The 20,297-nt window shown below is 61.8% G+C and carries 20 protein-coding genes and 1 riboswitch; of the genes, 16 read left to right on the top strand and 4 right to left on the bottom strand.

The features are described from left to right. The first annotated feature begins 70 nt into the window (after window positions 1-70). The 7 genes from pstS (at window position 71) to phoB (ending at window position 6,801) form a co-directional block, all read left to right on the top strand. A complete protein-coding gene (gene pstS, locus V1277_RS11780) occupies window positions 71-1,081 on the top strand; it encodes a phosphate ABC transporter substrate-binding protein PstS (protein ID WP_334416291.1) in 1,011 nt (336 codons plus the stop codon). Window positions 1,082-1,450: 369 nt separating this feature from the next. After that, a complete protein-coding gene (locus V1277_RS11775) occupies window positions 1,451-2,476 on the top strand; it encodes a PstS family phosphate ABC transporter substrate-binding protein (protein WP_334416290.1) in 1,026 nt (341 codons plus the stop codon). Between the two features lie 77 nt (window positions 2,477-2,553). Beyond that, entirely contained in the window at window positions 2,554-3,462 is a 909-nt protein-coding gene (pstC, locus tag V1277_RS11770) for a phosphate ABC transporter permease subunit PstC (RefSeq protein WP_334416289.1), read from the top strand. After that, entirely contained in the window at window positions 3,462-4,421 is a 960-nt protein-coding gene (gene pstA / locus V1277_RS11765; protein WP_334372351.1) for a phosphate ABC transporter permease PstA, read from the top strand. The genes pstC and pstA overlap by 1 nt, the downstream gene beginning before the upstream one ends. 106 nt (window positions 4,422-4,527) lie before the next feature. Beyond that, on the top strand, window positions 4,528-5,295 hold the full coding sequence (gene pstB / locus V1277_RS11760) for a phosphate ABC transporter ATP-binding protein PstB (protein WP_334376996.1): 768 nt from the start codon (window positions 4,528-4,530) through the stop codon (window positions 5,293-5,295). 11 nt (window positions 5,296-5,306) lie between these two features. Continuing rightward, window positions 5,307-6,023 carry a phosphate signaling complex protein PhoU gene (phoU, locus tag V1277_RS11755; RefSeq protein WP_334372352.1) on the top strand — a complete coding sequence of 239 codons (717 nt, stop codon included), beginning with the start codon at window positions 5,307-5,309 and terminating at the stop codon, window positions 6,021-6,023. A gap of 73 nt (window positions 6,024-6,096) precedes the next feature. Next, window positions 6,097-6,801: a phosphate regulon transcriptional regulator PhoB gene (gene phoB / locus V1277_RS11750; protein WP_057853529.1), complete on the top strand. Its 705-nt coding sequence runs from the start codon at window positions 6,097-6,099 to the stop codon at window positions 6,799-6,801. Window positions 6,802-6,997: 196 nt separating this feature from the next. On the opposite strand, the gene V1277_RS11745 is transcribed toward phoB, so the two are convergent. Beyond that, a complete protein-coding gene (locus tag V1277_RS11745) occupies window positions 6,998-7,507 on the bottom strand; it encodes a GcrA family cell cycle regulator (RefSeq protein WP_028351833.1) in 510 nt (169 codons plus the stop codon). A 495-nt stretch (window positions 7,508-8,002) separates the two neighbouring features. Between V1277_RS11745 and V1277_RS11740 the strand changes: the two genes are divergently transcribed. From V1277_RS11740 to V1277_RS11720, 5 genes are all read left to right on the top strand, one after another. Beyond that, complete coding sequence (locus tag V1277_RS11740; RefSeq protein ID WP_334416288.1) at window positions 8,003-9,211, top strand: aspartate aminotransferase family protein; 1,209 nt, start codon at window positions 8,003-8,005, stop codon at window positions 9,209-9,211. After that, a complete protein-coding gene (gene argF, locus V1277_RS11735) occupies window positions 9,211-10,137 on the top strand; it encodes an ornithine carbamoyltransferase (protein WP_334416287.1) in 927 nt (308 codons plus the stop codon). The genes V1277_RS11740 and argF overlap by 1 nt, the downstream gene beginning before the upstream one ends. Before the next feature lie 235 nt (window positions 10,138-10,372). Then, window positions 10,373-11,179, top strand: a complete 807-nt coding sequence (locus tag V1277_RS11730; protein ID WP_334416286.1) for a hypothetical protein — start codon at window positions 10,373-10,375, stop codon at window positions 11,177-11,179. Then, window positions 11,176-11,658, top strand: a complete 483-nt coding sequence (locus V1277_RS11725) for a transposase (RefSeq protein ID WP_334416285.1) — start codon at window positions 11,176-11,178, stop codon at window positions 11,656-11,658. Before V1277_RS11730 ends, V1277_RS11725 begins: the two co-directional genes overlap by 4 nt. 189 nt (window positions 11,659-11,847) lie before the next feature. Beyond that, window positions 11,848-12,852 carry an Hsp33 family molecular chaperone gene (locus tag V1277_RS11720; RefSeq protein WP_334416284.1) on the top strand — a complete coding sequence of 335 codons (1,005 nt, stop codon included), beginning with the start codon at window positions 11,848-11,850 and terminating at the stop codon, window positions 12,850-12,852. Between the two features lie 151 nt (window positions 12,853-13,003). Here the strand turns inward: V1277_RS11720 and V1277_RS11715 are convergent, their stop codons facing one another. Continuing rightward, entirely contained in the window at window positions 13,004-13,507 is a 504-nt protein-coding gene (locus V1277_RS11715; protein WP_334416283.1) for a hypothetical protein, read from the bottom strand. Between the two features lie 311 nt (window positions 13,508-13,818). Then, a complete protein-coding gene (apaG, locus tag V1277_RS11710) occupies window positions 13,819-14,211 on the bottom strand; it encodes a Co2+/Mg2+ efflux protein ApaG (protein WP_028351829.1) in 393 nt (130 codons plus the stop codon). Between the two features lie 251 nt (window positions 14,212-14,462). On the opposite strand from apaG, the gene V1277_RS11705 reads away from it, so the two are divergent. Genes V1277_RS11705 through V1277_RS11695 form a run of 3 tightly spaced genes read left to right on the top strand, consistent with a single transcriptional unit; the run spans window position 14,463 to window position 17,524 of the window. Then, window positions 14,463-15,722, top strand: a complete 1,260-nt coding sequence (locus V1277_RS11705; RefSeq protein WP_334416282.1) for an OpgC domain-containing protein — start codon at window positions 14,463-14,465, stop codon at window positions 15,720-15,722. Further along, window positions 15,719-16,480, top strand: coding sequence for an SGNH/GDSL hydrolase family protein (locus V1277_RS11700; RefSeq protein WP_334416281.1), 762 nt, complete (start codon window positions 15,719-15,721; stop codon window positions 16,478-16,480). Before V1277_RS11705 ends, V1277_RS11700 begins: the two co-directional genes overlap by 4 nt. 12 nt (window positions 16,481-16,492) lie before the next feature. Continuing rightward, window positions 16,493-17,524: an SGNH/GDSL hydrolase family protein gene (locus V1277_RS11695; protein ID WP_334416280.1), complete on the top strand. Its 1,032-nt coding sequence runs from the start codon at window positions 16,493-16,495 to the stop codon at window positions 17,522-17,524. 182 nt (window positions 17,525-17,706) lie between these two features. Here the strand turns inward: V1277_RS11695 and V1277_RS11690 are convergent, their stop codons facing one another. After that, window positions 17,707-18,900 carry an O-succinylhomoserine sulfhydrylase gene (locus V1277_RS11690; protein ID WP_334416279.1) on the bottom strand — a complete coding sequence of 398 codons (1,194 nt, stop codon included), beginning with the start codon at window positions 18,898-18,900 and terminating at the stop codon, window positions 17,707-17,709. Window positions 18,901-18,972: 72 nt separating this feature from the next. Then, window positions 18,973-19,052: riboswitch (SAM riboswitch) on the bottom strand. A gap of 119 nt (window positions 19,053-19,171) precedes the next feature. On the opposite strand from V1277_RS11690, the gene V1277_RS11685 reads away from it, so the two are divergent. Then, a complete protein-coding gene (locus V1277_RS11685) occupies window positions 19,172-20,278 on the top strand; it encodes a 2'-deoxycytidine 5'-triphosphate deaminase (RefSeq protein ID WP_334372369.1) in 1,107 nt (368 codons plus the stop codon). The last annotated feature ends 19 nt before the right edge of the window (window positions 20,279-20,297 follow it).

Genomic DNA, 20,297 nt, shown 5'->3' with positions numbered 1-20,297 from the left:
ATCCAGGTAGGACGCCCTAAACGGATCAGCGCGCGGGCCCGGTGCTTCGTTCGCCAGATGGAGATCCAACATGACTTTCGTCAGGACAGTCGTCGCTGCCGGCTTGGTCGCCGCGTCGACGTCGGCCTTTGCGGCCGACATCACCGGCGCGGGCGCCACCTTCCCGTTCCCGCTCTATTCGAAGTGGGCCGACGCCTACAAGAAGGAGACCGGCAACGGCCTGAACTACCAGTCGATCGGCTCCGGTGCCGGCATCAAGCAGATCGTGGCCAAGACGGTGACGTTCGGCGCGAGCGACATGCCGCTCGAGCCGGAGCAGCTTGAAAAGTATGGCATGATCCAGTGGCCGCAGGCCATGGGCGCCTTGGTGCCCGTCGTCAATCTTGAAGGCATCGAGCCGGGTGAACTGGTGTTCTCGGGCGACCTGCTCGGCGACATCTATCTCGGGAAGGTCAGGAAGTGGGACGATCCCGCGATCGCCAAGCTCAATCCGAAACTGAAACTGCCGAGCGAGGCCATCACCGTGGTTCGCCGCTCCGACGGATCGGGCACGACCTTCATCTGGACCGACTATCTCTCCAAGACGAATGCCGAATGGAAGGCCAAAGCCGGCTCCGGCACTGCCGTGGAATGGCCGACCGGCGTCGGCGCCAAGGGCAACGAAGGTGTTGCCGGCAACGTCAGCCAGACCAGGAACTCGATCGGCTACGTCGAATACGCCTACGCCAAGCAGAACAAGCTGACCCATGGCGCCGTCATCAACAAGGCCGGCAAGGCGGTGCGACCGACCATTGCGGCGTTCCAGGCTGCAGCATCGAATGCTGACTGGGCCGGTGCCAAGAACTACTACGTGATCCTGACCGACCAACCGGGTGAGGCGTCGTGGCCGATCACGGGTGCGACCTTCATCCTGATGCACAGGGAACCCGCGAACAAGGCAGCTTCAGCCGAAGCCATCAGGTTCTTCAAATGGGCGTTCGAGAAGGGCGCCAAGATGGCTGAGGAACTCGACTACATCCCGATGCCGGATTCGGTCGTCAGGCTGATCGAGAAGACCTGGTCGGCCGGCATCAAGAGCTGAGCAACCCACGCTCATTTCCCAGTGTGCAATGGCACATTGCGAGGGCGTAAAACGAACCAGCCGGCCTGCGCGATCTCGCGAGCACACGGGGAACCGGGCTCGGTTTTATCCCTGATGAAACATATTCTTAGCCGTTATCGCGGCCGGCTTTTGATTGAAGCGTGCCTAAAAACGGGGCGACTTTTACCGCCTGTTTTCCCCCAGACCAAGATCCCGACAGCGCACTAAACCTGAGCGATTTCAATCGCTTGATGCTGTCATCCAACTGTCATCTAACCTTCGTAAAAGCTCTATCGACCGCTCCTAAACGGGGCGGCGTGAGCGCGATCGGGCGCATTCCGGCGCTTCGCTCACCAGATGGAGACCACCATGAAATTTTTCAAAACACTCGGTGCTACCGGCCCGATCGCTACATCGCTGGTAGCCCTGGCTTGCGCGTCGAGCCTGTCCACGTCAGCGTCCGCCCAGACCAAGACCATCACCATTGACGGTTCGAGCACCGTATTCCCGGTTTCCGAAGCGGTCGCCGAGGAGTTCCAGAAACAGAAGAAGAACGAGGTGCGCGTGACCGTCGGTATTTCCGGTACCGGTGGTGGGTTCAAGAAGTTCTGCCGTGGCGAAACCGATATTTCCAACGGATCGCGGCCGATCCTGCGCCAGGAAATGGACGAGTGCGCCAAGAATGGCGTCAAGTTCATTGAAATGCCGATCGCCTTTGATGCGCTCACCGTGGCGGTCAGCCCAAAGAACAAAACCCTCGAATGCGTCAAGGTTGCCGAGCTGAAGAAGATGTGGGAGCCCGCCGCCCAGGGCAAGGTCATGAACTTCAGCGACGTCAATCCGGCATGGCCGAACAAGAAGATGACGCTGTTCGGCGCGGGCGCCGATTCCGGCACCTTCGACTATTTCACCGAAGCCGTGAACGGCAAGGCCAAGGCTACCCGGGCCGACTTCACCGCCAGTGAAGATGATAACGTTCTCGTAACCGGCATCGAGCGTGACGAGAATGCGCTCGGCTACATCCCGTTCGCTTATTACGAGCCGCACAAGGACAAGCTGAAGGCGCTGGGTATTGATGAAGGCAAAGGCAAGGGCTGCGTGAAGCCGTCGCTCGAAGCGGTTACCGCCGGCACCTACAATCCGCTCGCGCGTCCGCTCTTCATCTATGTCAGCACCAAGGCCGCCGATAAGCCCGAGGTGAAGGAGTATGTCGAGTTCCTGATGACCAAGGGTCCGGCGCTGGTGAAGGAAGTGAAGTACCTGCCGCTTCCTCCCGCCGCCTATGCGACGGCGCACAAGCATTTCAAGGAAGGTCGGGTAGGCACCGTGTTCGGGGGAGTCCCCGAAGTTGGTGTCTCGATCGACGACCTGATGAAGCGTGACGCGAAGACCTGATCGAACGCAGTGAGCAACTAAGCCGGAGAAGCAATGGCTTCTCCGGCGCCGTCTGATACGAGCTGGTGGGGGATACTATGGCGTCAGCGTTAACTGTCGGGGAGCGCCGCAGGCAACGATTGCGCGAGCGGGCGATTGAATTCGTTCTTCTTGTCGCTGCCGCGTCTTCAGTCTTTGTGACACTCTCTATCGTCGGCGTCCTCATCTTTGAATCGATAGGCTTCTTCAGGTCTGTACCGATCACGGAGTTCCTGTTCGGGACGGTATGGACGCCGCTGTTCGCAAATCCTCGATACGGTATTCTTCCTCTTCTTGGCGGCACGCTTTTGAGCACCGTGGTTGCGCTGCTATTCGTTGCGCCAATCGGGCTTATAACGGCTATCTATCTGAGTGAATTCGCGTCACCCAGAACCCGTGAAATCATCAAGCCGATCCTGGAACTGCTGAGCGGCGTGCCGACGGTGGTGTATGGCTTTTTTGCCCTCTTGTTCATGACGCCGTTTCTGCAGACCTTTGTGCCGGACTTGCCGGGCTTCAACATCTTGAGTGCGGGCATTGTCATCGGCATCATGATCATCCCGTACGTCGCTTCGCTGTCGGAAGACGCCATGCGCGCTGTTCCGAACAATCTTCGCGACGGTTCGTTGGCGATGGGAGCGACGAGGCTGGAGACCGCCGTCAAGGTCGTGCTTCCTGCTGCGACCTCGGGCGTGGCGGCCGCCTTTATTCTCGGAATCTCGCGTGCCGTCGGCGAAACGATGATCGTCGCGATCGCTGCCGGGCAGCAACCAAATCTCACGATCGATCCGCGCGAGCCCGCCGCGACAATCACAGCGTATATCGTTCAAGTCGCCCTTGGTGACCTGCCGCACGGCAGCCTCGCCTATCAGACGATTTTTGCGACCGGGCTGGCGCTCCTGCTGCTCACCCTCGTCTTTAACATCGCCGGCTTCTGGCTCCGCCACAAATTCCGTGAGGTCTACTGATGTCCATTGCATCGACCATGACCGACGAAACGGTGCCGAGCCAGGCAGTCGACAACGAGTTTATCGATCGCCTCAAGCGTCGCCGGAGGAACGAAATAATATTCATTTGTTTCGGACTCGCGGCGACATCCATCGGATTGATTGCTCTGGCGGCGCTGATGGTCGACCTGGCGGTTTCCGGCTATCCGCGGCTGACGGCTGAATTCTTCACCAATTTTCCGTCCCGGCGCGCCGGCCAGGCAGGAATCCTGTCAGCTTGGGTCGGATCGCTTCTGGTGATTTCGGTTACTGCCTTTATCGGCGTTCCTCTCGGTGTGGCCGCAGGCATTTATCTCGAAGAGTATGCACCCAAAAACATCTGGACAAACATCATCGAAATCAACGTCAGCAATCTTGCGGGCGTTCCGTCCATTGTTTTCGGCCTTCTGGCACTTGGACTCTTCGTTTATGGCTTCGGCACGGGACGCAGCATATTTACGGCGGGCCTCACACTGGCTTTGCTGATCCTGCCCATCATCATCGTTGCCACCCGTGAATCGATCCGGGCCGTGCCATGGAGCTTGCGCGAGGCGGCCTACGGGATTGGTGCAACGAAGTGGCAAGTCACCCAGGATCACGTCTTGCCGGCGGCAATTCCGGGCGTCCTGACCGGCGTCATCATCGGTATTTCGCGCGCGCTCGGCGAGACCGCGCCGCTGGTCACTATCGGTGCGCTTTCGTTCATCGCGTTCTTGCCGCCGGCCCCGATCAACGGTGAGTTTCCCTTCGTATCATTTGCCTGGTTGTTCGAAGGCTTCACCGTCCTGCCGATTCAGGCGTTCAATTGGGTGTCGCGTCCGGGCGCTGATTTCCATTCAAACGCGGCCGCCGCGGGCCTCGTTTTGATGGCGATCACGCTTATTTTGAATGGGGTCGCCATCTACTTCCGCTACCGGCTCCGAAAGAAACTGCAATGGTAAAACTCGATTGGCGCGCGCGTCCGGCAAATCCAGAGTTACGGAGTTTTCAATGAATACCCATAGCGCTCCAGCCATGTCGTCGGTGACGATTCCCGTATCCGGCGAAATGCCGGTGGGTCGGTCGAAAATCACCGCAAAGAACGTCAACGTCCATTACGGAGAGAAGCAGGCGCTCTTCGACGTTACGGTGAACATTCCGGAGAAATCCGTCACTTCGTTCATTGGCCCGTCGGGCTGCGGCAAATCGACGTTCTTGCGCTGCCTCAATCGAATGAACGATACTATCTTGACATGCCGCGTTACCGGCGACATTGAGATCGACAATACGAACATTTACGAGCGCGGGCTCGACGTAGTCCAGCTTCGTGCTCGCGTGGGTATGGTGTTCCAGAAACCCAACCCGTTTCCTAAATCAATCTACGATAATATTGCTTATGGACCTCGCATTCACGGGCTGGCGCGGAGTAAAAGCGACCTCGATCACATCGTTGAGACCAGTCTGAAGAGGGCGGGGCTTTTCGAGGAAGTGAAGGATCGGCTCCATGAAGCCGGTACCGGACTGTCGGGCGGCCAACAGCAGCGGTTGTGTATCGCTCGGGCCATTGCTGTCGGTCCGGAAGTCATTCTCATGGATGAGCCTTGCTCCGCGCTTGATCCGATCGCGACCGCTCGCATCGAGGAACTGATCGACGACCTGAAGGAAAACTTCACGATCATCATCGTCACTCACTCGATGCAGCAGGCCGCGCGCGTCTCGCAACGCACGGCGTTCTTTCATCTCGGCGTTCTGGTGGAAGAAGGTGTAACGCAGACGATCTTTACCAATCCGCGCGACAAGCGCACCCAGGACTACATCACGGGCCGGTTCGGCTAAGGAGAACAAGGATGGCGTCTGAACACACGGCCAAGGCATTCGACAGCGACCTCCAGGAATTGACTCGTCTGGTCGCCGAGATGGGCGGTCTGGCCGAGCGCATGATCACCGAATCCGTCGACGCGCTGGTGCGCCGCGACGTCGCGCTCGGCAAACGCGTCGTCGCCAACGACCTCGAGGTCGATCGTCTACAGCATCTGATCGAGGAGCGCGCGGTGCTGACCATCGCCCGCCGCCAGCCAATGGCGATCGATCTGCGCGAGATCGTCGGCGCGATGCGCGTTGCCACCGATCTGGAGCGGATCGGCGACCTCGCCAAGAACATGGGCAAGCGGGTCGCGGCGCTGGAGAACGATTTCCAGCCGCTGAAACTGATGCGTGGCCTCGAGCACATGACCGATCTGGTGCAGTCGCAGGTCAAGTCAGTGCTGGACGCCTATGCCGCGCACGATCTGCCGGCGGCGATGGCGGTGTGGAAGGGCGACGAGGAAGTCGACGCCATCTGCACCTCGCTGTTCCGCGAGCTCCTCACGTACATGATGGAGGATCCGCGCAACATCTCGTTCTGTATTCATTTGATGTTCTGCGCCAAGAATATCGAGCGGATCGGCGACCACGCCACCAACATCGCCGAAACCGTGTTCTACATGATCGAGGGACAGCAGATGCTCGACAAGCGCCCGAAGGGCGACATGACGACGTTTGCCACCACGGTGCCGAATACCTGACAAAGCGTTTTCAAGCGAAGTGGAGACCTGTTCGCGTGAAGATAACGCGTCAAATAGAAGAGGCTGATGCAAGATGAGCGCGCGCATAATGGTGGTCGAGGACGAGGAAGCGCTGACCACGTTGTTGCGCTACAACCTCGACGCCGAAGGCTATGATGTCGAAACCGTCGCCCGCGGCGACGATGCGGATACGCGGCTGAAGGAGCGCGTGCCCGATCTCGTCGTGCTCGACTGGATGCTGCCGGGGCTCTCCGGCATCGAGCTGTGCCGCCGCTTGAGGGCGCGCCCTGAAACCAAGCAATTGCCGATCATCATGCTGACCGCGCGCGGCGAGGAGAGCGAGCGGGTGCGGGGGCTTGCGACCGGCGCCGACGATTACATCGTCAAGCCGTTCTCGGTGCCGGAACTGCTGGCGCGCGTGAAGGGCCTGCTGCGCCGGGCGAGCCCCGAGCGGCTCGCCACCGTGCTGACCTATGGCGACATCGAACTCGACCGCGAAAAGCGCCGCGTCGCGCGCTCGGGCCGTCAGATCGATCTCGGCCCGACCGAGTATCGCCTGCTGGAATTTTTCCTCGAGCATCCCGGCCGCGTCTTCAGCCGCGAGCAGTTGCTCGACAGCGTCTGGGGTCGCGACATCTATATCGACGAGCGCACCGTCGACGTCCACATCGGCCGCCTGCGCAAACTGCTCAACCCCGGCCGCGAGCAGGATCCGATCCGCACCGTCCGTGGCGCCGGTTACGCGCTGGATGACCGGTTTGCGAAAGTGGAGCCGTAGCTGCGTTCGCTGCTATTTCCGCAAACTCCGGCGTCGTCCCCGCCTAGTGCGCAATTGCGCACGGGGCGCGGGGACCCATAACCACAAATCTCGATTGTTGAAATGCGCTGGAGCTCCAGCTCAGCATAACCACAGACACCTGTGGTTATGGGTCCCTGCGTTCGCAGGGACGACAACGTTGAGATAATCCCGCCCCTTACCTCGTCTGCTTCGGCTGCTGCCTCCGCCGATCGGCGGCGGGCTGGTAGGCGATGCGCGAGTGGTGGGCGCAATAGGGCAGGCCGGTGAGCGCCTTGCCGCCGCAGAAGAAGAATTCCGGGCTCGAGGGATCGCCGACCGGCCAGTGGCAGGTGGCCTCGTTCAGTTCGAGCAGCGACAGCCGCTGGCTCATCGGCACGACGTTGTCGAAGGCGATCGGATCCGGCTCCATCTCGACTTCGAAGGCGTGTGCCAGCGCGGTGTTGCCGCGCGAGACCGGGCGCGACACCCGCATCATCGGCTGGGCGGGGCGTGCCTTGCGCTGCCGCGGGGCGGCCGAGGAGGGGCTCTTGGCACGGCCGGAAAGGCCCAGCCGGTGCACTTTGCCGATCACGGCGTTTCGCGTCACATTTCCGAGTTCCGCGGCGATCTGGCTCGCCGACAATCCGGCTTCCCAGAGCTTCTTAAGCTGTTCGACGCGATCGTCGGACCAGGTCAAAACGGTCATCGTAATCTTCCCTTCGCATCGCGCCGGCCAATCGGGGGCAGCGCTGGCGAGTCATTCGTCTCAAAAATCCCTGCGGTCAGAATCCCTTAGCCCTCGCCGGACGCGCTAACCGCGCCGAACGTTTACGCCTGCACAAAAGGACTCTAAGGGATCAGAACTGCCGCACGAGATGTCGTACCCGACAGCCCAAAAGCTACAATATGGCGTGACTCGGGCGCAAGAGTCCGGGCCCGAACGTCCACATGTTCTGACAATCTAGGCATTTCACTGCGTGTTTTCCACCACACCGCAATCTTACGGATTTCAGCATCTTGCACTGCAGGAAAGGCCGTTCCGTGCGTGTTGACAGCGCTCCCCACCCACATAGAATACCTCTCACGTGCCGCCCTTAAGAGGCGGCACGTTTCGTTTTCGCAAGACCGGCTGTTGCCGCGTTCGCGCCAATGCACGCCCGCGGCAGGTCTCAAAGGCAGGTCTCAAACCTCAGTGATTGCCATGACCAATAGCGCCACGTCGCATCTGCTCCCCGTCTTCGCCAGGGTCGATCTCGGCTTCGAACGCGGCGAGGGCTGCTGGCTGACCGCCACCAATGGCGAGCGCTATTTGGACTTCACCTCGGGCGTCGCGGTGAATGCGCTCGGTCACTGCCATCCGCACCTGATCGCGGCGCTGCAGGAACAGTCGACGAAACTCTGGCACATGTCGAACCTGTTCAAGTCGCCGGATGGCGAGAAGCTCGCCGCGCGGCTCTGCGAGCAGAGTTTTGCCGACCTCGTGTTCTTCTGCAATTCCGGCGCGGAGGCGATGGAGGGCGTGATCAAGGTCGTGCGCCGCTATCAATTCTCCAAGGGCCATCCTGAACGCTATCGCCTCGTCACCTTCGAGGGCGCATTCCACGGCCGCACCCTGGGCACGCTCGCAGCAACCGGCTCCGCCAAATATCTCGAAGGCTTTGGGCCGCCGATGGACGGTTTCGACCAGGTGCCGCATGGCGATCTCGAAGCGGTCAAGAAAGCGATCGGCCCGCAGACCGCGGGTATCCTGATCGAGCCGGTGCAGGGCGAGGGCGGCGTCCGCTCCGCGCCGCAATCTTTCTTCAAGGCGCTGCGCCAGCTCTGCGACGAGAAGGGCCTGTTGCTTGCGTTCGACGAGGTGCAGACCGGAATGGGCCGCACCGGTGATCTCTTCGCCTATAAGCGCGTCGGCGTCACACCGGATGTGATGTCGCTGGCCAAAGCGCTGGGCGGCGGTTTCCCGATCGGCGCGGTGCTGGCGACGGCGGAAGCAGCAAGCGGCATGACGCCGGGCTCGCACGGCTCGACCTTCGGCGGCAATCCGCTGGCGATCGCAGCGGCGAATGCCGTGCTCGACGTGATGCTGAAGCCCGGCTTCTTCGATCACGTGCAGAAGATGTCGCTGCTGTTGAAACAGAAACTGGCCTCCGTCGTCGACCGCTATCCCGCCGTGCTGTCGGAAGTGCGCGGCGAGGGGCTTCTGGTCGGCGTCAAGGCCGTGGTGCCGTCGGGCGATCTCGTCAACGCATTGCGCGACGAGAAATTGCTCACCGTGGGCGCCGGCGACAATGTGGTGCGGTTCCTGGCGCCGCTGATCGTCACCGAAACCGAGATCGAGGAATCCGTGCAAAGGTTGGAGCGCGCCTGTGTCGCGCTGTCGGCTGGCCAGTTGAAGAAGGCGGCGGGATGATGAGCAAGTCCGTCCGTCACTTCCTCGACATCAACGAACTGCCGTTGGATGAATTGCGCAGCATGCTGGCGTTAAGCGCCACCATGAAGGCGAAGCTGAAAGCACATGAGAAGGGCAAGAAGCCGCTCGAAGGCAAGACGCTGGCGATGATCTTCGAACGTCCCTCGACCCGCACCCGGGTGTCGTTCGACGTCGGCATGCGCCAGCTCGGCGGCGAATCCATCATGCTGACCGGCGCCGAGATGCAGCTCGGCCGCGGCGAGACCATCGCCGACACCGCGCGCGTGTTGTCGCGCTATGTCGATGCGATCATGATCCGCATCCTCAATCACGACGCGCTCTTGGAATTGGCCGCGCACGCCACCGTGCCCGTGATCAACGGCCTGACGCGGCGCTCGCATCCCTGCCAGGTGATGGCCGACCTGATGACCTTCGAGGAGCATCGCGGGCCGATCGAGGGCAGGACCGTGGCCTGGACCGGCGACGACAACAACGTGCTGGCCTCCTGGGCGCATGCAGCCGAGCGTTTCAAGTTCAAGCTCAATGTCGCAACCCCGCCGCAGCTTGCGCCGAACAAGGCGATGAAGGACTGGATCAAGGCGACGCAGGCGCCGATCGTGCTCGGCACCGATCCCGAAGCTGCCGTGCGCGGCGCCGATTGCGTCGTTACCGATACCTGGGTGTCGATGGGCGACAAGGACGGCGAACATCGCCACAATGTGCTGAAGCCTTATCAGGTCAATGCGAAGCTGATGTCGCTGGCCAAGCCGGACGCGATCTTCATGCACTGCCTGCCCGCCCATCGCGGCGAGGAGGTCACCGATGAAGTGATCGACGGTCCGCAATCGGTCGTGTTCGACGAAGCCGAAAACCGCCTGCACGCGCAAAAGGGCATTCTGGCCTGGTGTTTTGACGCGGCGGGATAACTCTCCGTCGTCCCTGCGGCTCCGTCGTCCCTGCGAACGCACTAGGGTTTCTACACGTCTGGCGCGACAGATTGACTCGGTGCGTCATGATGTTATCCCGCTTTGCGGTTTGTATGATTCTGTTTCTGACGCTTTGATTCGAAGGAGCGTCGGAGATGCAGCGAGAGCCGGATTTATCACTTGGCGAGTTTGGCGACGTTCGCCTCGATAAAAGGGGGCGGCGTTTGTTCAGGCTATGCTTTGCACGCGCAGCGTCTGCTTGCGCCAGATGGCGCAGGGTGACTGGGCCGCGTACATGGCGTACTGGCGGTTCGTGAACAATCCGCAAGTCACGACCGATCAACTGATTGAAGGCTGGAGCAGGCAGACGGCGACCGTGGTCAGCGGGCGTCATGTGCTGGCGATCCAGGACACCAGCGAGGTCAAGTTTCAAACGCGGCAGGGACGTCGGCGTAGACTGGGCAAAGTCGGCAAAGGCAATGCCCGCGGCGTGTTGCTGCATGCCATGATGGCGGTCGATGCCGACAGCGGGGCCTGCCTCGGCCTCACCGGCGGCAAGGTGTGGACGCGCAGGGGCACGGTTAAGACCCCTCACGACGAGCGTGAGTTGGCCAACAAGGAATCGGCGCGCTGGGTGACGACGGCCGAGCAGGGCTGCGAGGTTTTGGCTGCAGCGCGCATGATCACTGTCATCAATGACCGTGAGGGGGAGTTCTTTGCGCACTGGGCGTTGACGCCCGGCGACAACGTCCACCTGCTGACGCGGGCCATGCATGATCATGCGCTGGCCGACGGCAGAACACTTTATCAAGCGGTGGAGCGAGCCCGCTTCTGCAACAAGGCGGTGATCGATCTGCCGCAGCGGATGGATCGTCGCGGTCGCCAAGCCCACCTCTCGCTGCGCTTCGGAACCATCGTGCTCAAGCGGCCGGCGCGCCCCGGCGTGAAGGACCTGCCGGAGCGTGTCGAAGTCAGCTTCGTGGAAGTCGTCGAGTTGCACCCCCCGAAGGGGGCTGAGCCCGTTCATTGGCTGCTCTCTTGACCACTCATTCGATCGCCAATGCGGCCGATGCCTGGCGGATCGTCTCCTGGTACAAGCAGCGCTGGATCATCGAACAGTTGTTTCGCTCGCTGAAGAACCAGGGTCTGCGTATCGAGGACAGTCAGCTCGAAAGCGCCGAAGCCCTGATCAAGCTCGTGGCGATCGCCACTAAAGCAGCATGTATCGTCATTCAGCTCGTTCAGGCCCGCAATGGTGGTGGACAATTGCCGGTCAAATGCGCCTTCACGCCAGAAGAAATCGAAACACTTGCCGCCATCAACAGAACCATGAAAGGCAGGACCGAGCTTCAGAAGAACCCGCATCACCCCTACACTCTTCAGTGGGCGGCATGGATCATCGCCAAGCTCGGCGGATGGACCGGCTACGCCTCGCATCGGCCACCCGGACCAATCACCTTCCACAACGGAATGGCTCGCTTCCAAATCATCGTCGCTGGCAGAGCCCTCGAAAATGCGTAGAAACCCTAGTGCGTTCGCAGGGACCCATACGCCGCGGCCCTGATGATTGAAGGCAGCGGCTGACGCTCTGCCTGACTCACGACGCCCTGTGGTTATGGGTCCCTGCGTTCGCAGGGGCGACGGGTGGAGATAGTTTCGCTGCTCTCAAACCCCTTCCGTTTTGCATTCCGAACCCCCAGATAGAGCGCCATGGTTTCAGATTCCCCCGACATCAAAATCACCACCGAGGCGCCGATCCGCGCGCCCTCGTCCGTTCCCGTCGATGATGCGGTGCTGCCGTTCGAGGTCGCCTCGCTCGATCTGCGCGGACGGCTGACCCGGCTCGGCCCCGCGCTCGACGACATCCTGACCAAGCATGATTATCCGGCGCCGGTCGGCAAACTGCTTGGAGAGGCGATCGTGCTGGCGACGCTGCTCGGCACGGCGCTGAAATTCGAGGGCCGCTTCATCCTGCAGACGCAGACCGATGGGCCGGTGTCGTTCCTGATCGTGGATTTCCAGTCGCCGGATCGGTTGCGCGCCTATGCGCGCTATGACGCAAGGCGGCTGAAGGACGGCCAGGATTCAGGCGCCCTGCTCGGCAAGGGCCATCTCGCCATGACCATCGACCAGGGCGCGGACATGAGCCGCTATCAGGGCCTGGTGGCGCTCGACGGTGGCAGCCTGGAAGACGCGGCGCATGAGTATTTCCTGCGCTCCGAGCAGATCCCGACCCGCGTGCGGCTTGCGGTCGGCGAGGAGTGGCGCGGCGGCGACGGCGGCAAGCATCGCTGGCGCGCCGGCGGCATGCTGCTGCAATTCCTGCCGAAGTCGCCCGAGCGCGCGCGGCAGGCCGACCTGCATCCGGGCGATGCGCCGGAAGGCGCGGTCACGCATCAGGTGGCGGAAGACGACGCATGGGTGGAAGGTCAGTCGCTGATCGGCACCGTCGAGGATGTCGAACTGATCGATCCCGATCTGTCGGGCGAGCGGCTGCTGTATCGCCTGTTTCACGAGCGCGGCGTGCGCGTGTTCACGTCGCTGCCCTTGCGCGCGCAATGCTCCTGCTCGCGTGAGGCGGTCTCGGCGATGCTGAAGAGTTTTGCGCCCAAGGATCGCGCCGAGATGGTCAAGGACGACAAGGTGGTGGTGACCTGCGAGTTCTGCTCCTCGGTCTACCAGTTCACCCCACATGAAGCGGGCGTGGAGGAGTAGCCGGTGTTCGTAGGGTGGGCAAAGGCGCGATAGCGCCGTGCCCACCATCGATCATCGAGCGCGCGGTTAGATGGTGGTGGGCACGCTACGCTCTGCCCACCCTACGGGGCAAATCACTTCTGATTTTCAGAAATCGTGTCAAGTTCCGGAATCAAAAATAATCCGCTTTCGTTCTCACCCAAATCAGTCGCATAACTCCGCCCGTCTCACCCATTGAGGGGCGCTCGCGATCGTCACGAACGTGCGGTGAGATGCGATGGACGCTGAATGCGCGATAGACGTACGCGCAGGAGGCGTACGGCGAAGTCGTGTGGTTCGGGCGTCGCGGTGCTGGCGTTAAGTTCATTGAGAAGCGAAGCTTCTCAGGGGCGACGGAGGCAAGAAAGCCGTTCTCCGGGAAGAGCACGAAGTAAGCCGTAAAGCCATTGCGCAGGGAAGGCCGGAGTGTTTCCGCTGTACCTGTATGCTCGTGTGCGTTTCCTTTATGCGCAACGGCACACGAGACCTCGGGTGCAGCCAGCACCCGGTCTTCCCTGCGCCCTTGATTGGAAGAGGGCGGGAAGTTCTCAGAGCAAACCTCGGGCAGATGATGCCGCGAGGTCGCGAAGTCGTATTCGAAACCGTAGTATGGGTAGAGCGCAGCGAAACCCATCATCGCATGTGCCCGCCGGTATTGATGGGTATCGCTTCGCTCCACCCATCCTACGGTTTCGCTCCGCTCGACAGCAATGACGAACGATTTTATCGCCGCGAGTACACTGCGTTCCCTCCCCCCTTGCGGGGGAGGGTTAGGGAGAGGGGTGGCGGCATCGGCAGTGTTCGTGGAGAGAACCCCTCTCCCCAGCCCTCCCCCGCAAGGGGGGAGGGAGCCGACCGCCCGAGCGGTGAGACTGTTCGTTCGCATGACCGGGAGGGGGCGATGCCCCCAGATCCGCGCTACGAAATCAGAAGACGAAATCCCTGCCCCTAATTCAACACCCGCTTATTATCCGGGCTGTCCAGCGAGAACGTCGGCACGTCGATCTCGAAACGCTCGCCGCTTTCGCTGACCATTTGATAGCGCCCGGTCATGAAGCCCGATGCGGTCGGCAGCGGCACGCCGCTGGTATATTCGAAGCGTTCGCCCGGCGCCAAAACAGGCTGCTCGCCGACCACGCCCTCGCCGCGGACTTCCTGCTTGCGGCCGGTGGCGTCGGTGATGATCCAGTGCCGGGTACGAAGCTGCACGGTCTCGGCGCCGGTATTGGTGATGACGATGGTGTAGGACCAGAAATACTGGCCCTTGTCGACCGACGAGCGCTCGGGGAGGAAGTTCGGCTCGACGGTGACTTCGATCTGGCGGGTGACGGCGCGGTACATGCGGGCAAGCTTCCGGAAATCCTGTGTCGCATCATAGCCGGGAATGCCGGGGGAACCAATCTCCGCCGCGCCGGGTTGCCGCTTGCTTCATCGCGGTTTCAACATAGTTCCGTTCTAGAGCGCAGCCGCGCTGCCCGGCCCCGGACCTTCCGCTTGCGTATTCCTTGCGTATCTGGTGTGCAAGTTGCGGGCGGATATTACCATTTCCGGACAGTGCACGCGCAAAAGCTCAACTGCCCAAACGGTGCCAGATGTCGTCCATTGCCGATCCAGTCGCCGGAACGCCTCGCGGCGATGCCAAGGCCAGCGATACCAAGGCCGCCGCTGCATCTTCCGCGCCGGCGATTGCGTTCCCGGTGGCCGGCGAGCGCGAATTGCGGCTCGACCTGTTTCGCGGCATGGCGCTGTGGCTGATCTTCATCGACCATCTGCCGACCAACATCCTGACCTGGTTCACGATCCGCAACTACGGATTTTCCGACGCTACCGAGATCTTCATCTTCATCTCCGGATACACCGCCGCCTTCGTCTACGGTCGCGCGATGCTCGAGGCCGGCTTCGTGGTGGCGACCGCGCGCATCATGCGGCGCGTGTGGCAGATCTACGTCGCGCATGTGTTCCTGTTCACGATCTTCCTGGCGGAAATCTCCTACGTCGCCACCCGTTTCGAGAACCCGCTCTATAGCGAGGAAATGGGCATCATGGATTTCCTCAAGCAGCCGGATGTCACGATCGTCCAGGCGCTGCTGCTGCGATTTCGGCCCGTCAACATGGACGTGCTGCCGCTCTATATCGTGCTGATGCTGTTTCTGCCGATCATCCTGTGGCTGATGAAGTGGCGGCCGGACGTGTCGCTGGGTCTATCGGTGTTGCTGTACGCGCTGACGTGGCACTTCGACTGGTATCTGACGGCCTATCCGAGCGGCTTCTGGATTTTCAATCCGTTCGCCTGGCAATTGCTGTTCGTGTTCGGCGCGTGGTGTGCGCTGGGCGGTGCGCAGCGGATGTCCCGCATCCTGTCGTCGCCGGTGACGATGTGGATCTGCATCACCTACCTGGTGGCCGCATTCTTCGTCACGCTGACCTGGCACGTGCCGCAACTCGGCCACTTCATGCCCAAGCGGATCGAACAGTGGATGTACCCGATCACCAAGACCGATCTGGACGTGCTGCGGTTTGCCCATTTCCTGGCGCTGGCCGCGCTCACCGTGCGCTTCCTGCGTAAGGATTGGTCGGGCCTCAAGTCGCGCTGGCTGCGACCATTGATCCTGTGTGGCCAGCATTCGCTCGAGATATTCTGTCTCGGCGTCTTCCTGGCCTTTGCAGGACACTTCGTGCTGGCCGAAATCGGTGGGGGTGCCTTCACGCACGCCCTGGTCAGTCTTGCCGGTATCCTCATCATGTGGGGCATGGCGTCGGTGATTTCGTGGTACAAGCATTCGGCCGACAAGGGAGCCTCGAAAACGAAAAGCACGGCAATCAACGCCGATATGGCGGGAGGAAGCGCATGACGCCCGGCTCGGGAGCTGTGCTGGTCCTGACACTGCTTGCGGGTCTTGCGGCGGCCGGATTGGCTCGTGCCCAGGACGCCGCCCCCCAGGCTTGCGAAGTTCCCTCCTACCTCCTCTCCACCGAGAGCACGCTTCCGAAGGTGGCCGAGGCCGTCAAGAACGCCCGGCCGCTGACCGTCCTGGTGGTGGGGAGCCGCTCATCGACCATCCTGTCCTCCGAAAACAGCGCCTATCCGGCCAGGCTGCAGGCGGCGTTGAAGGAGAAGCTGCCCTCCACCCCAATCAACCTCTCCGTAGAACTACAGACCGGCAAGACCGCCGAGGAGGTGGATGCCGGCCTCGTTAAGCTGGTGGAAGCAAAAAGGCCTACTTTGGTCATCTGGCAGACGGGAACCGTCGATGCTATGCGATCCGTCGATCCCGACGATTTTCGTGGCGCCGTCGACGAGGGCGTTGCTGCGATGCAAAATGCGGGAGCCGACGTGGTTTTGGTCAATCTGCAATACAGCCCGCGTACGGAAACGATGATTTCGGCGCCGCCATACCTAGATAATATGCGCGTGGTGGCGCAGCAGCATAATGTTCCGCTGTTCGATCGGTTCGCCATCATGCGCCACTGGAACGACGCCGGAGATTTCGATCTGTTCAGTACTTTTCATGGCACCGACATGGCCAAGAGAGTTCATGCCTGCCTCGGCCGCGCGCTGTCGAAATTCGTGCTCGATGCGGCCCGCCTCGATCAGGCGCAGCAGAATTAGGGGCTAGCGTTAATGAGTTCTCACTGCCCTTTTCGTTTGTCGACATTGCTGACCGTCTTCGCCGCGGGCCTCGCGCTGTTGATGCCTGCCTCGGTGGTGCCGCTGCATGCCCAGACGGCTTCACAACAAGCCGGCCAACAGGCGGCGCTGTCCGATGGCGCCAAAGCCGAAAACAACCCGGAAAAGAAACCCGCGGCTGAAAGCGCCCCGCCGCAGGCTGCGCCGGCGGCCACCGGCAATCCGGCCGCGCAGAAGGGCGTCACCGGCAAAGCGATCGACAAGGTGAAGGAAGTCGCGAAATCGGCCGGCGACATCTTCAGCCGCGTTCCCTGCCTGCCGCCGAAGGGCGCTTCCAAATCGATGGGATCGCTGCCGCGTGTCGCGAACAAGCTCGTCGCGGGTCAGCCAGTGGTGATCATAGCTTTCGGATCGTCATCGACCCAGGGGTACGGCTCCAGTTCACCGGAATTCACCTATCCGAACCGGCTGGCGGCGCAGCTACGCCGCAAATATCCGACAGCCGACATCTCCGTGGTCAATGCCGGCAAGGGCGGCGAGGACGCGCCGGAAATGATGAAGCGACTGCAGACCTCCGTGATCGACTTGCATCCGGATCTGGTGATCTGGCAGGTCGGCACCAATGCGGTGCTGCGCAACCTCGATCCCGCCGAGACCGCCAAGCTCGTCGACGAAGGCATCGCACGCATTCAGGCTGCGGGCTCCGACGTCGTGCTGATCGATCCGCAATATTCGCCGCGGGTCAACGAGCACGCCGAAAGCGCCGGCAAGATGATGAAGCTCTTGAACAAGGCGGCCGAGCTTCGCAAGGTCGGCGTCTTCCCGCGCTTCGCGGTGATGAAGGACTGGCACGAGCGGCAGGCGATTCCGATCGAGAATTTCGTGATCGCCGACGGCCTGCATATGAGCGACTGGGGCTATGCCTGCTTCGCCCAACTGCTCGGCGACGACATCATCAAGTCGGTCGGCCAGATCAAGCTCGGCGTCGCCGTGCCGTCGGACGTCCGGGCCTATCGGCCGATGTGATCTCTCACCCTCCCCTGGAGGGGGAGGGTCGGCACGGATCGAGCGAAGCGAGATGCGTGACGGGGTGGGGTGATCTCTCCACTCGGGCACTGTTGGATGTGGAGAGACCGTCACCCCACCCCGCCGCGCGTTACACGCGCGTCGACCCTCCGCCCTCCAGGGGAGGGTAAGCGGCAGGCGCCTCACGCCTTCTCCAGCGCCTGCGCAAAATCCTCGATCAGATCATCCGCATGCTCGAGCCCGGCCGAGAAGCGGATAAAGCCTTCGCTGATGCCGAGCTCGGCGCGCGCCTCCGGCGTCAGCCGTTGATGCGTCGTCGTCGCGGGATGGGTGACGAGGCTCTTGCTATCGCCGAGATTGTTGGAGATGCGCGAGATCTGCAACGCATTGAGGACGCGGAAGGCGGCGGCTTTGCCGCCCTTGACCTCGAAGCCGATCAGCGTCGAGCCGCCGCGCATCTGCTTCTTCACCAGCTCCGCTTGCGGATGATCGGCGCGGCCAGGATAGATCAATCGCGCAATCTTCGGATGGCTTGCCAACGCCTCGGCGATTTTCGCCGCGTTGTCGGTCTGCGCGCGTACCCGCACGCCCAGCGTCTCCAGTCCCTTGAGCAGGACCCACGCGTTGAAGGGCGAGAGCGATGGCCCGGTCTGGCGCATGAAGTTGTGAATGTGCTCTGCGATGAAGGCTTCGGACGAGAGAATAATGCCGCCGAGGCAGCGCCCTTGACCGTCGATGTGTTTGGTCGCGGAGTAGACCACGACATCGGCGCCGAGCGAAAGCGGGCTCTGCCAGATCGGCGTGGCAAAGACGTTATCGACGACCAGCCGCGCGCCGCCCTTGTGCGCGATCTCGGCGATCGCCGGAATATCGAGCACATCGAGCGTCGGGTTGGTCGGGCTCTCCAGGAAGAAGGTCTTGGTGTTGGGCCGCAATGCGCGCTGCCATTGGTCGAGATCGAGGCCGTCGACCAGCGTCGTTTCGATCCCGTAGCGCGGCAGGAGGTCCTGCACGACGTAAAGGCACGAGCCGAACAGGGCTTTCGAGGCCACCACATGGTCGCCGGCTCTGAGCGGCGCGAGGATCGCGGTCGTCACCGCGGCCATGCCGGTGGCGGTGGAGCGTGCCGCTTCCGCGCCTTCGAGCTCGATCATTCGGCGCTCGAACATTGAAATCGTGGGATTGGAATAGCGCGAATAGATAAAGCCGGGATCCTCGCCCTTGAAGCGCGCCTCGCACTGCTCCGCGCTATCGTAGACATAGCCTTGGGTGAGAAACAGCGCTTCCGACGTCTCGCCGAATTGCGAGCGCAGCGTGCCGCCATGGACGAGGCGGGTTTCGGGACGAAAACGCTTGGTAGAACCAACTTCAGACATGTGACCTCCGCCGTGACCAGTAAGAAAATGGTCACAAAAAAACCGGCCTGGAAAAATCTCCACAGGCCGGGATCACACGTGTCCCCGGCCTGTTTAGCTACTTATTTAACGTGGCTGCAAGCCGGCCGGCTCAAATCACCACGGGATAAGTCATGCTGATATTCGCTTGCGCCCTTTCAGTCAAGGCGGCCATCGGATAACCCCTAAAAGCCCATATTTACGAGGTTTGGATGACATTTGGGCATCCAGGGCCACCTCAGAGGACCGCGCCGTGTCGTTCACGCTTCCGCCCGACGGTAACGGAATTCTACCCGACCGCATGATCGCGGCGATGGCGGATGCGGGCCTCATCTTGCCGGCCTATCCGTTTGTCGAGAGCCAGATCCAGCCCGCAAGCCTCGATTTGCGCCTCGGCGACGTTGCCTACCGGGTGCGCGCGAGCTTCCTGCCTGGGCCGGGCGCGACCGTCGCCGAGCGCATCGACGAATTGAAGCTGCATGAAATAAATCTCTCCGACGGCGCGGTGCTGGAGACCAATTGCGTCTATATCGTGCCGCTCCTGGAAAGCCTCGCGCTGCCGCCGGAGATCGTGGCCGCTGCCAACCCGAAAAGTTCGACCGGACGGCTCGACGTCTTCACCCGCGTGATTGCCGACGGCACCCGCCGCTTCGATATGATCGGCGCGGGCTATCACGGCCCGCTCTATGCCGAGATCAGCCCAAAGACGTTTCCGGTGCTGCTGCGCGAGGGCTCGCGGCTATCACAAGTGCGTTTCCGCACCGGCGACGCCATCCTCAATGCCGACGAACTCGACGCGCTGCATGGCGCCGAGCGCCTGGTCGATATCGATGACGCCGATCTCGCCAATGGCGTGGCGCTGTCGGTCGATCTCTCCGGCGAGAACACCAGTGGCTTCGTCGGCTACCGCGCCAAGCGCCATACTGGTGTGGTCGATATCGACCGCCGCGGCGGCTATGCGGTCGATGAATTCTGGGAACCGATCCCGGCTCGATCAGACGGCAGCCTCATCCTCGATCCCGGCGAGTTCTACATCCTGGCCTCGAAGGAGGCCGTGCAGGTGCCGCCGGATTACGCCGCCGAAATGGTGCCATTCGATCCCCTGGTCGGCGAATTCCGCGTGCATTACGCCGGATTCTTCGATCCCGGCTTCGGCTATGCCGGCGCTGGCGGGCAGGGCGCGCGCGCCGTGCTCGAAGTGCGCTCGCGCGAGGTGCCGTTCATCCTCGAGCACGGCCAGATCGTCGGGCGCCTGGTCTACGAGAAAATGCTGTCGCGGCCCGATGCGATGTACGGCCAGCGCATCGGCTCGAACTATCAGGCGCAGGGGTTGAAGCTCTCCAAGCACTTCCGGGTCTGACCGCCTGCGCCAGACCGCG

This window comes from Bradyrhizobium sp. AZCC 1588 (genome assembly GCF_036924735.1).
In the GTDB taxonomy this organism is placed as follows: Bacteria; Pseudomonadota; Alphaproteobacteria; order Rhizobiales; family Xanthobacteraceae; genus Bradyrhizobium.
This window is presented reverse-complemented; position numbering and strand designations above follow the sequence as displayed.